This is a genomic window from Vibrio sp. Y29_XK_CS5, from assembly GCF_024181835.1.
Lineage (GTDB): Bacteria > Pseudomonadota > Gammaproteobacteria > Enterobacterales > Vibrionaceae > Vibrio > Vibrio harveyi.
On the sequence record NZ_JAMZAM010000002.1, the window covers coordinates 140,947 to 153,476 of the forward strand.

General features: G+C 44.9%; 9 protein-coding genes and 1 pseudogene. 7 read left to right on the top strand and 3 right to left on the bottom strand.

The genetic code is table 11. The features are described 5' to 3' along the window. Positions 1-45: 45 nt before the first annotated feature. The 3 genes from NL647_RS10895 to NL647_RS10905 all read right to left on the bottom strand — a co-directional run bounded on the left by NL647_RS10895 (position 46) and on the right by NL647_RS10905 (position 3,453). On the bottom strand, positions 46-228 hold the full coding sequence (locus NL647_RS10895; protein WP_026000132.1) for a hypothetical protein: 183 nt from the start codon (positions 226-228) through the stop codon (positions 46-48). A gap of 78 nt (positions 229-306) precedes the next feature. Then, a complete protein-coding gene (locus NL647_RS10900) occupies positions 307-1,644 on the bottom strand; it encodes a sigma-54 dependent transcriptional regulator (protein WP_009698346.1) in 1,338 nt (445 codons plus the stop codon). Positions 1,645-1,659: 15 nt separating this feature from the next. Continuing rightward, the gene (locus NL647_RS10905; protein ID WP_253650145.1) at positions 1,660-3,453 is read right to left on the bottom strand and encodes an ATP-binding protein; all 1,794 of its coding nucleotides are present in this window, start codon (positions 3,451-3,453) and stop codon (positions 1,660-1,662) included. A 39-nt stretch (positions 3,454-3,492) separates the two neighbouring features. On the opposite strand from NL647_RS10905, the pseudogene NL647_RS27245 reads away from it, so the two are divergent. The 7 genes and pseudogenes from NL647_RS27245 to ppiD all read left to right on the top strand — a co-directional run bounded on the left by NL647_RS27245 (position 3,493) and on the right by ppiD (position 12,390). Then, positions 3,493-3,678, top strand: a pseudogene (locus NL647_RS27245) (hypothetical protein). Between the two features lie 302 nt (positions 3,679-3,980). After that, positions 3,981-5,285, top strand: coding sequence for a trigger factor (tig, locus tag NL647_RS10910; protein WP_009698344.1), 1,305 nt, complete (start codon positions 3,981-3,983; stop codon positions 5,283-5,285). Between the two features lie 105 nt (positions 5,286-5,390). Further along, on the top strand, positions 5,391-6,017 hold the full coding sequence (clpP, locus tag NL647_RS10915; protein ID WP_005430931.1) for an ATP-dependent Clp endopeptidase proteolytic subunit ClpP: 627 nt from the start codon (positions 5,391-5,393) through the stop codon (positions 6,015-6,017). A gap of 71 nt (positions 6,018-6,088) precedes the next feature. Next, entirely contained in the window at positions 6,089-7,369 is a 1,281-nt protein-coding gene (clpX, locus tag NL647_RS10920) for an ATP-dependent protease ATP-binding subunit ClpX (protein WP_005430932.1), read from the top strand. Positions 7,370-7,499: 130 nt separating this feature from the next. After that, positions 7,500-9,851, top strand: coding sequence for an endopeptidase La (lon, locus tag NL647_RS10925; RefSeq protein WP_005446574.1), 2,352 nt, complete (start codon positions 7,500-7,502; stop codon positions 9,849-9,851). 191 nt (positions 9,852-10,042) lie between these two features. Further along, entirely contained in the window at positions 10,043-10,315 is a 273-nt protein-coding gene (locus tag NL647_RS10930) for an HU family DNA-binding protein (protein ID WP_005430934.1), read from the top strand. Between the two features lie 215 nt (positions 10,316-10,530). After that, positions 10,531-12,390 carry a peptidylprolyl isomerase gene (ppiD, locus tag NL647_RS10935; protein WP_253650146.1) on the top strand — a complete coding sequence of 620 codons (1,860 nt, stop codon included), beginning with the start codon at positions 10,531-10,533 and terminating at the stop codon, positions 12,388-12,390. Positions 12,391-12,530: the final 140 nt, after the last annotated feature.

Here is a 12,530-nt window from a genome sequence, read left to right on the forward strand (position 1 = left end):
GAACGGTAAGAGCCGAAACAGTTAAAACAAAAGAGGTGTGACGATTCACACCTCTTCGTTTATTGACTTATAGGAAGGTCTACGAGGGTCGGGATTGACTCTGCGCTCGTAACCAAGCCACTTCTTTCTATTTTTGCGCCGATCTTCACCGGATCGCCTTTCTTCCTGATAATGCCCGTCGACCATCACGGTATCTGTGATAACGGGTATCCTGATTTTCTCTGTCATATCCATATGAACCATTAAACTCTCGTTAGTAAAAAGTATGATTCAAGTTGGATATAACGACAAACCGCAAACGGCGTTTTATTTATATAGATCTTTATCTATCTGATAGCGTTGCATTTTGTCATACAGGGTTTTTCGAGGCACATTCAATTGTTCCATCGTTTGCTTGATACTCCCGCTGTTCTCCAGTAGAGCACTCTCTATGGCTGCTTTTTCAAACTCTGCCACTTGTTCAGAAAGGCTCGATGGGGATGTAGATGTGCACGAAGCGTCGCCTAGCTGTATCAGTTTCCCAAGTAAAACAAATCGTTCTGCCGCGTTACGTAACTCACGCACATTACCCGGCCAATCATGTGCCATTAACTGAGCCAAATCTTGTGAGGAGAGGCTAGGGGAGGTTTTCCCATAGCGTGATGCGGCAACCAGTAAAAAGTGGTGGAATAGTGCGGGAATATCTTCCTTACGCTCGCGCATCGGCGGTAAATCCAGTGTTACCACATTGAGGCGATAATAGAGGTCTTGGCGAAATGTGCCTTGTTCAGAGGCTTGCTTTAAGTCCACCTTTGTTGCTGCAATCACTCGAATATCCAATGGCAATAACTCATTGGAGCCAACCCGCTCAATCACTCTTTCTTGCAAAACGCGCAGTAAACGGATTTGTGCTTGAACTGGCATAGATTCGATTTCATCCAAAAATAACGTGCCACCCTGTGCAAATTCAAACTTACCGATGCGACGACTTTCTGCTCCGGTAAACGCCCCTTTTTCGTGACCATAAAGCTCGCTTTCGATGAGGTTCTCAGGTACTGCCCCACAGTTTACCGCGACAAAGTTTTGGTTCCGACGAGAGCTTTGTTCGTGCAGAGAGCGAGCTATCAGTTCTTTACCTGTCCCCGTTTCTCCAAACAGCAATATATCCGCATCGGTGTCAGCAATGTGAGTGATGGTTTCACGTAGCAGTTGGATACTTTCGGTTTCTCCAATAATACGTGGTCCCAAGGTTTGACTGGCTTTCAGGGATTGACGCAGTTTCTCATTTTCATTCGTCAGTTTGCGTTTCTCAATTGCGCGTTTGACGGTTTCTACCAGATGCTCAGGTGCAAATGGTTTTTCAATAAAGTCATAGGCTCCTTGATGAAGAGCTTGAACTGCCATTGAAATGTCGCCGTGTCCTGTGATCATGATGACGGGTAAGTTTGGGTCGCGCTGGGTTAATGTGGTCAGTAAATCCATACCAGAAATGCCCGGCAAACAGATGTCGGTGACGACCACGCCCGAGCCTTCTCCTTGTTGCATCGCGATCAAAGCCGACTCTGCATCCGGAAAAAACTTGGCTTCTATGTCTGCCAGTTCAAAGGTTTGTTCGATCGCCAGTCTGAGATCGGCTTCGTCATCAATAAAAAACACCTGACACATAGTTCAATCCTTTTGTTATGTGGTGTGTGATGAAATAAGAGGTAAGCAAATGGAGAATCGAGCTCCGCCTTGCTCTCGATTCTGGGCGCTTAATTTGCCATTCATACCAGCTAAAATTTGTTGCGATATCGAGAGCCCTAAACCTAAGCCATTTTGCTTGGTGGTTAAAAAGGGTTCGCATAGCTGTGAAAAGGTGAACTCACCGAGCCCCGTGCCATTATCATCGACATAAATCCATACGAGTTCGGCTTTTATATCTTTTTCGATAGACAAATGGACTTGCTTGTTTTCTTGCCCTTTGGTCGCTTCTATAGCGTTGGTCAATAAGTTCACCAGCACTTGTTCGAGTTGAATTGTGTTGATCTGTACTTCTACGTCTTGTTCTATGAGTTTGGTATTTAATGTCACTCGGGCTGATTTGAGTGCCGGCTTCATCAGTTCTTTTGCGGAGGCAATAACGGGCAGAAGGTGAGTTTGCGCCAGCTCGTTCCCACTGGTCTTCTTAGCAAAAGAGCGCAGCTGCTGACTGATGTTCGCCATTCTGTCGGTCAGGGCGGATATACGCGTTAAGTTATCTTCCGTCCGTTCATATTTCTCTTTGTGCAAGAAAAGCTTACCGTTTTCAGCAAAACTGCGAATGGCGGCGAGGGGATTATTGAGTTCATGACTGATGCTTGCCGACATTTGTCCCAGCACAGCAAGTTTTGCGGCTTGCACCAGCTCGTCTTGGGTAACGCGTAAGGTTTGCTCTGTCTCGATACGTTGTGCTATCTCTGCTTGCAATTCAGCGGTGCGAGCCATTACCTGATATTCCAATTTCTGATTTGCTTCTTGCTGAATGCGTTCGATTTGTCGATGCCGCTGCTGGCGATGATAAATGAGCTGCCCAACGAGAAAGAGCACAGTAAAAACAAGCGTGAGAACAAGCAAATAGCCCATAGTGAACCAGATGACAGATTGCTTAGGAGAAAGCACTCGGATAGTGAGTTTGAGGTTTTCTAAAGGTAAGGATGAAACCACTAGTGTCCCTTTGTTATAGGGGTAGCCTTGCTTCGCTTCGGTATGCGCTAAGCTCATGTCACCGACGAATCCAAGTGAGTCGATGGTGGTGTTCAAATATTGCCTGCTTGCCCACACCTCTGCTGCAGTTGGCTCTTCGAGAGGCTGCAGGCTTTTGAACAACCAGTCATTGCGACTGCTCATAAATACAATACCGTTCGGGTCACTTGCTACGAAAACGCTGTTGGGTTGTTGCCAGTTGTCCTCTATCTTACTCAGATCCATTTTAACCACGACGACGCCGATCACCCCCCCAGCATAGACAATAGGGTAAGAGTAGTAATAACCACGCTTACCCGATGTTGAACCCAGCGCGTAATATTGGCTGCGTTGCCCTGTAATCGCTTGTTTAAAATAGGGACGAAAGGCGAAGTTGCGTCCGACGAAAGAACGTTCTTTACGCCAGTTGCTTGCAGCGATCGTTGTTCCCCATTTATCTATTAAATAGGTGTCAGCCGCTTCAATGACGCCATTGACCGATTCTAAGTATCGATTGGTGATTTCAAGTTGTGCGCTGTTTTCTGAGTTAAGCAGCGCTTCGACCAAAGGTTCATCCTTAGAAAGCAGGTGTGGGATGTGAGCATATTTATCTAACTTATTTTGAATATGGCTAGAAAAGCGCTCCAACTGCGATTGATGTTTGTCGAGTAATGACTGGTAGCTATGGCTCCAAACCCAGTGACCACCGATGAACGCGCAGAGGAAATAGAAGGCGAAAAAAATCAGTATAATACGGTTTCTTTGCGACATCCCACGCTCCTTGACACCTTCCTTTTGTCACGTAAGAAAATGTTAATAGTTTGTAGAGATGAATAGGGATTTAGTTTCCAACTCTGTGGAGTAAAACAAGAGCAAGATCTCTTTTTAGGCTTTTCAATAAAAAAAGCTGTCGATTCTCTTGAAAAAGTCGCTATTGTCCCCATTCTAGATATGCTGACAGCGATGAAGCGGTGTTCAAATCGCATTTTTCGCTAATTTTGGGGTCAGTATTCGAGAATTTAGCGCAGACAATGTCCACATAGTGGCTATTGGCTCGACAGGGTAGCGACAGATCGCTAGAATGTCGCGTCTAAAAATTCTGTCCTGAGGCTAATAGGAGATACCTTTGGTGATGACACCGAAGATATCACTGATTAGTCCGATGTTGATTTTCAGCATCGATACTCGATTTTAAATTAGGTGTTCGGACAGGACACTACACAAGGATGAAGCGTGAACTCCGGAGAGTCTCGCTCATACGCTCGGACAAACCGAGCCACTTTAGAGGTTTATAAATAATGCAAGTTACTGTTGAAACGCTAGAAGGCCTAGAGCGCCGTCTAAACATTACTGTTCCAGCTGCAAACATCGAAGACGCTGTAACAGCTGAACTACGCAACATCGCTAAAAACCGTCGTTTCGATGGTTTCCGTAAGGGTAAAGTGCCTCTAAAAATGGTTGCTAAGATGTACGGCAAAGCAGTACGTCAAGACGTTCTTGGTGAAGTTATGCAACGCCACTTCATCGAAGCGATCGTAAAAGAGAAAATCAACCCAGCTGGCGCTCCAACTTTCGCTCCAGTTGAAAACAACGAAGGCGCAGACCTAGTTTTCACTGCAACTTTCGAAGTTTACCCAGAAGTTGAGCTTAAAGGTCTAGACAGCATCACTGTTGAAAAACCAACAACAGAAGTTAAAGATGCAGACGTAGAAGAGATGATCGAAACTCTACGTAAGCAACAAGCTACTTGGGCAGAAGTTGAAGAAGCTGCAGAAGCTGGTAAGCGTGTAAGCATCGATTTCGTTGGCTCTATCGACGGTGAAGAGTTCGAAGGCGGTAAAGCTGAGAACTTCCCACTAGAAATGGGCGCAGGTCGCATGATCCCAGGTTTCGAAGACGGTATCGAAGGTAAAACTAAAGGTATGGAATTCGAAATCGACGTAAACTTCCCAGAAGATTACCACGCTGAAAACCTAAAAGGTAAAGCAGCTAAGTTCGCAATCAAAGTGAACAAAGTTGAAGCTCGTGAACTACCAGAACTAAACGACGAGTTCGTTTCTAAGTTCGGTGTTGCTGAAGGTGGCGTTGAAGCACTTAAAGCTGAAGTTCGTAAGAACATGGAGCGCGAACTTAAGCAAGCTGTTAAGAACCGCATCAAAGAGCAAGCTATCGACGGTCTAGTTGAGCAAAACGAAATCGACGTACCAGCTGCACTTATCGACCAAGAAATCCAAGTTCTACGTCAACAAGCTGCACAACGCTTCGGTGGTAACCCAGAAGCAGCTGCACAGCTTCCACGTGAACTATTCGAAGAGCAAGCTAAACGTCGCGTAGTTGTAGGTCTTCTACTAGGCGAAGTAATCAAGTCTGAAGAGCTAAAAGCTGACGACGAGAAAGTGAAAGCGCTAATCGAAGAAATGGCAACTGCTTACGAAGATCCATCAGAAGTTATTGCTTACTACGAGCAAAACGAGCAAATGATGAACAACATGCGTAACGTTGCTCTAGAAGAGCAAGCTATCGACGCGATCATCGCTAAAGCACAGGTTACTGAGAAAGAAGTAAGCTTCAACGAGCTACTTAACCAACAACCTGCTGCTTAATAAGCAATATCTTGCGTAGAAGGTTGACTTAACGTCGACTATTCTGCTAACAATGGTCCGTATGATACACATCATCCGGGCCATTTATTTTAGGGACATAAGAATATGAGCTACCAAGAAAAAAACGCAATGTCGCCAATTATTGACGCGCTAGTGCCAATGGTGGTTGAACAAACTTCCCGCGGCGAACGCTCTTACGACATTTACTCACGCTTGCTTAAAGAGCGCGTGATCTTTTTAACTGGTCAAGTGGAAGACCACATGGCAAACCTTGTCGTGGCTCAGCTACTTTTCCTAGAATCTGAAAATCCAGATAAAGATATTTTCCTATACATCAACTCGCCAGGCGGCAGCGTGACTGCAGGTATGTCTATCTACGACACAATGCAGTTCATCAAACCAAATGTAAGCACAGTATGTATGGGTCAAGCTTGCTCTATGGGTGCGTTCCTGCTTGCAGGTGGTGCGCCAGGTAAGCGTTACGTTCTGCCTAATTCACGTGTGATGATCCACCAACCACTAGGTGGCTTCCAAGGTCAAGCTTCTGATATCCAAATTCATGCTCAGGAAATCCTGACTATCAAGCAGAAGCTAAACAACCTATTAGCAGAACATACTGGCCAGCCTCTTGAAGTGATTGAGCGCGATACTGATCGTGACAACTTCATGTCGGCAGATCAGGCAGTAGAATACGGTATTGTGGATGCAGTGTTGAGCCATCGCGGCGAGTAATTTAGCCAGCGCATTTTGGCTAAATTTGATATACACTCATTCATAAAGAGTAAAGGCTAAGAGGTTAGCGAATGACAGATAAAAGCAAAGAAAGCGGCAGCGGCAAATTGCTGTACTGCTCTTTCTGTGGCAAAAGTCAGCACGAAGTTCGCAAGCTAATCGCAGGTCCGTCAGTTTACATTTGCGACGAGTGTGTCGACTTATGTAACGATATCATTCGCGAAGAAATCAAGGATGTTCTCCCTAAGAAAGAATCTGAAGCGTTACCAACGCCAAAACAGATCCGTGAACACCTTGATGACTATGTGATCGGACAAGATTACGCGAAAAAAGTGCTCGCAGTTGCGGTATATAACCACTACAAGCGTTTACGCAATGGTGATACAACGAGCGAAGGTGTGGAACTTGGTAAAAGTAACATCCTTCTAATTGGTCCTACTGGTAGTGGTAAAACACTGCTTGCTGAGACACTAGCTCGATTCCTGGATGTGCCATTTACAATGGCTGACGCTACCACACTAACCGAAGCTGGTTATGTTGGTGAAGACGTTGAAAACATCATCCAGAAGCTTCTGCAAAAATGTGATTACGATGTAGCGAAGGCTGAACGCGGCATTGTATACATTGACGAAATTGACAAGATTTCTCGTAAAGCTGAAAACCCATCAATTACGCGTGACGTATCTGGTGAAGGTGTTCAGCAGGCGCTACTAAAACTTATCGAAGGCACGGTTGCATCGGTTCCACCACAAGGTGGTCGTAAGCATCCACAGCAAGAATTCCTACAAGTGGACACGTCTAAGATCCTGTTCATCTGTGGCGGTGCATTTGCTGGTCTAGATAAAGTGATTGAACAACGTGTAGCAACAGGCACAGGTATTGGTTTTGGCGCAGAAGTGCGCTCGAAGAACGAAACCAAAACCGTTGGTGAACTATTTACTCAGGTAGAACCTGAGGATCTAGTGAAGTACGGTTTGATCCCTGAGTTCATTGGTCGTCTGCCTGTAACAACAACACTGACAGAGCTTGATGAAGAAGCGCTAATTCAGATCCTATGTGAACCGAAGAACGCGTTGACCAAGCAATATGCAGCATTGTTCGAACTAGAAGACGCAGAACTTGAGTTCCGTGAAGACGCGTTGCGTGCTATCGCTAAAAAAGCGATGGAGCGTAAGACGGGTGCTCGTGGTCTACGTTCAATCTTAGAAAGCGTTCTGTTAGAAACCATGTATGAACTGCCATCAGCGACTGACGTAAGTAAAGTCGTGATTGATGAATCAGTAATTAACGGTGAATCAGAACCATTGCTCATCTACAGCAATGCCGATAATCAGGCAGCTGGAGCAGAATAAATTCAGCCATAAATAAAAAGGAGGTAAGTAATTACCTCCTTTTTTTATTTCTTTTATTGAATCCAAATAATTAGCCCCCATATACTGCCTTAAGTAATACGTTAAACGTGAAAGCGGAAGAGAGAATTATATGAACTTGGAACGTTCCGAGCGTATCGAGATCCCGGTATTACCTCTACGTGACGTAGTGGTATACCCACACATGGTTATTCCATTGTTTGTTGGTCGTGAGAAATCGATTAGCTGTCTAGAAACAGCGATGGAAACAAACAAACAAGTTCTGCTTGTGGCACAAAAGCAAGCTGACACTGACGAGCCGACGGTTGAAGACCTATTCGAAGTAGGTACAGTTGCAACCATTCTTCAACTTCTTAAGCTACCTGATGGCACAGTAAAAGTGCTCGTTGAAGGTCAGCAGCGCGCTAAAATCAACCATTTCAAAGAGAGCGAATTCTTCCTTGCTGAAGCGGAATTTGTGGTAACACCTGAATTGGATGAGCGTGAGCAAGAGGTGATTGTTCGCAGTGCGATTAACCAATTTGAAGGCTTCATCAAACTAAACAAAAAAATCCCACCAGAAGTACTGACTTCTCTAAGCGGTATTGATGAAGCTGCGCGTCTAGCAGATACCATTGCTGCGCACATGCCTCTTAAGCTGGTGGACAAACAACAAGTACTTGAAATTATTGATGTAACTGAACGTCTAGAATTCCTAATGGGTCAGATGGAATCAGAAATCGATCTTCTTCAAGTAGAAAAGCGCATCCGCGGTCGCGTTAAGAAGCAGATGGAAAAGTCTCAGCGTGAGTACTACCTGAATGAGCAAATGAAAGCGATTCAGAAAGAACTTGGTGAGATGGAAGATGCGCCTGACGAGTTTGAAACGCTGAAGCAAAAGATTGAAGAATCGAAAATGCCTCAGGATGCACGTGAAAAGACAGAACAAGAGCTGCAAAAGCTTAAGATGATGTCTCCAATGTCGGCAGAAGCGACAGTTGTTCGCAGCTACATCGATTGGATGGTAAGCGTGCCTTGGAACAAGCGTTCTAAAGTGAAGAAGAACTTGGCGAAAGCAGAAGAGATTCTAAACGAAGACCATTACGGTCTAGAGCGTGTGAAAGAGCGTATTCTTGAGTACTTAGCGGTGCAGAACCGTATCAACAAGCTGAAAGGTCCAATCCTTTGTCTTGTAGGTCCTCCTGGTGTTGGTAAAACGTCTCTAGGTCGCTCAATTGCAGCGGCAACGGGTCGTAAATACACGCGTATGGCATTGGGTGGTGTACGTGATGAAGCGGAAATCCGTGGTCACCGTCGTACTTACATCGGCTCTCTGCCGGGTAAGCTAATTCAGAAAATGTCGAAAGTTGGTGTGAAAAACCCGCTGTTCCTTCTGGATGAAATCGACAAAATGTCTTCAGATATGCGTGGTGACCCATCATCAGCACTATTAGAAGTTCTAGACCCAGAGCAAAACAATGCGTTTAACGATCACTACCTAGAGGTAGATTACGATCTTTCTGACGTTATGTTCGTTGCTACATCGAACTCGATGGACATTCCTGGACCGCTATTGGATCGTATGGAAGTGATTCGTCTTTCTGGCTACACAGAAGACGAGAAACTAAACATTGCAAAACGCCACCTTGTTGATAAGCAAGTTAAGCGTAATGGTTTGAAACCAAACGAGATTACCATCGAAGATTCTGCAATCATCGGTATCATTCGTTACTACACGCGTGAAGCGGGTGTACGTAGCCTAGAGCGTGAAATTTCTAAGATCTGTCGTAAAGCAGTGAAGAACATCCTGCTTGATTCAAGCTTGAAGTCAGTGACAGTTACGATGGATAACCTGAAAGAATACCTAGGTGTTCAACGTCATGACTTTGGTAAGGCAGATGACAGCAACCGTATTGGTCAAGTAACTGGTCTCGCTTGGACTCAAGTGGGCGGCGATCTACTGACGATCGAAACGGAAGCGATGCCAGGTAAAGGTAAGTTGACGCAGACAGGTTCTCTTGGCGACGTAATGAAAGAGTCTATCCAAGCGGCGATGACGGTTGTACGTTCACGTGCTGAGAAGTTGGGTATTAACTCAGACTTCTACGAGAAACGTGATATTCACGTACACGTACCAGAGGGTGCGACACCAAAAGACGGTCCAAGTGCGGGTATCGCAATGTGTACTGCGCTAGTTTCTAGCTTGACAGGCAACCCTGTGAAAGCAGAAGTGGGTATGACGGGTGAAATCACTTTACGTGGTGAAGTTCTACCTATCGGCGGTCTAAAAGAGAAGTTACTTGCGGCACACCGTGGCGGCATCAAAACGGTACTGATTCCGAAAGACAATGAGCGTGATTTGGAAGAGATTCCAGAAAATGTTATCGCGGATCTGAAGGTTATCCCGGTACAGTGGATCGACGAAGTTCTTAAAGTTGCACTTGAGCGAGACCCGACGGGCGTTGAGTTTCAGTCTCAAAAATAGTGATGTGTAGCAAAAATAAGTAAAACTTTACGCTGATAGGCTTAAAAAGGCTTGTCAGCGTTTTTTTTGGACGCTAAGTTAAGTTCGATAGCTTCCAGCCCTTGAAGGATAAGGGTTGAAGCATATTTTTTTAATTATGGAACGAAAGTCATCACAAAAATAATCACAGATGACACAAAGGGGAAATCACAGTGAATAAAACTCAACTAGTAGAACAAATCGCAGAAAACGCAGACATCTCTAAAGCATCAGCTGGTCGCGCTCTAGACGCATTCATCGAAGCAGTTAGTGGTACGCTTCAGTCTGGTGACCAAGTTGCTCTTGTTGGCTTCGGTACATTCAGCGTACGTACTCGTGCAGCACGCACAGGTCGTAACCCAAAAACTGGTGAAGAAATCCAAATCGCAGAAGCTAAAGTACCTTCTTTCAAAGCTGGTAAAGCTCTAAAAGACGCTTGTAACTAATTTTTTGTGTCGAAGACACAAGAGCTGGTTCAGCTAACGGCCATTGCATAACTTTTGTCCAAATAGTCAGGTTTGAACAAAATTTTACAAACTAAGAGCCGAACTTTCTTAAATTATGCGCATCCTACTGATGCGCATTTCTTTTTCTGATATTATCGCGACATTACATTTTCTATTAGAAGCAGTCGGCTTCAATTGTGGAGAGCAGTTAAATTATGATGGATCGACTACGCGAAGGCGTGAACAGCATCGCGGTCAAAATTATCCTTGGACTTATCATCCTTTCTTTCGTTTTTGCTGGTGTAGGTAGCTACATTGTTGGCGGTAACAACAACGCGGCAGCGAAAGTAGGGAACACCGAGATTGCTCGTGGTGAGTTTGAGATGGCATACCAAAATGAGCGTAACCGCATGCAAGCTCAATTGGGTGATTACTTCTCTCAAATGCTGGCTGACCCTGCATACGTTGAATCGTTCCGCAAATCTGTTCTAGACCGCATGATCAACGATGTGCTACTTGACCAACAAGCTGAAGCTCTAGGTCTACGCATTAGCGATGCACAAGTTCGCAGCATGATTCTAGACATGCCTCAGTTCCAATCTAACGGTAAATTCGACCAAGAGATCTACCAAGCGTCTCTACGTCGCGCAGGCTTCTCTCCAGACTCATTCGCAGAGTACATGCGCCGTGAATTGGTTCGTGAGCAACTGCTGAACGCACTGCAAACAAGTGAATTCACGCTACCTGGCGAAGTTCAGGCAGAAGGCAAGCTGTTCACTCAAACTCGTGACGTTCGCACAATCACTATCGATTTGGCTGAGTTTGCTAAGAAAGTAGATCTTACTGATGAAGAAATTCAAGAGTACTACAAAGCAAACCCAGATAACTTCACTCGTCCTGAGCAAGTTAAAGTTGCTTACATCGAGCTTTCTGCTGAAGAGCTTAAGAAGCAAATCCAAGTTTCTGACGCAGAAGTTAAGAAATACTACGACGAGCACCTAGATAAGTACTCAACAGAAGAGCAACGTCGCGTAGCACACATCCTAGTTGAAGGTGATGATGAAGCGAAAGCGCAAGCAATTCTTGACGAGCTAAACGCAGGTGCTGATTTTACTACACTAGCAAAAGAAAAATCGGAAGACTTTGGTAGCGCTGAAAATGGCGGTGACCTAGGCTGGATCGAACGTGATGTAATGGACCCATCTTTTGAAGAAGCGGCATTTGCACTTAAGAACCCAGGTGATATGACTGGTCTAGTGAAGTCAGATTTCGGTTACCACATCATTAAGCTTGAAGAGCTAAAAGGTGCAGTGGCGAAACCATTCTCTGAAGTTGCAGCTGAAATTAAACAAGAAATGGTAGACCAGAAAGCGGTAGATCAGTTCTATGAACTACAAAACGAACTTGAAAAAGTAGCGTTTGAATACCCAGATTCGCTAGATGACGCTTCTAAAGCGGTTGGTCAAAAAGTGAAGACGACAGACTTCATTTCTCAAGTTGATGCGCCAGAAGTTCTTAAGAACCAAGCTGTGATGCAGGCAATTATGAGCCCAGAAGTGAAAGAAGATGGTCTGAACTCTGAAGCAATCGAAGTGGCGCCTGAGCACATCATTGTTGTTCGTGTCGAAGATGCTCGTGACGAAACAGTTCTTCCACTAGCTGAAGTGAAAGATCAAGTGGTTGCAGAACTGTCTCGCGTTAAAGGCGAGCAAGGTGCGATCGAACTCGGTACGAAAGTTGTTGCTGCTCTGAAAGAAGGCAACACGGCTATTCTTGCTGAAAATGGTTTGGCGTTTGGTGAGCAAGAGTCTGTTGATCGTCGCTCTCCACTAGCAGCAACAGTATTTGCAATGGCGAAACCTGTTGATGGCAAGCCAGTGTTTGGTCAATCTAAAGATCTAGAAGGCAACATTGTTGTTGTTGAGCTTGATGCTGTTCATGCTGAGCTAGACAGCGCATTGGAAGAGCAAGTTGCGATGCAAATGCAACGTGCTTCTGCTCAACAAGATCTTACTTCGGTAATCTCTGTACTACGCGCAAACACTGACATTGAGTACTTTGTTGTGAGCAACTAAGCATTACTGATGTAATTTGCATGTTAACTAAAACGGGTCGCATTCGCGGCCCGTTTTATTTTTGTTTGAATAAACTTCAACATAAACAGCGCTTTGCATAGAGTAGTTTTCGTTTTAATACAAAAACTCAAGGGAGGGTG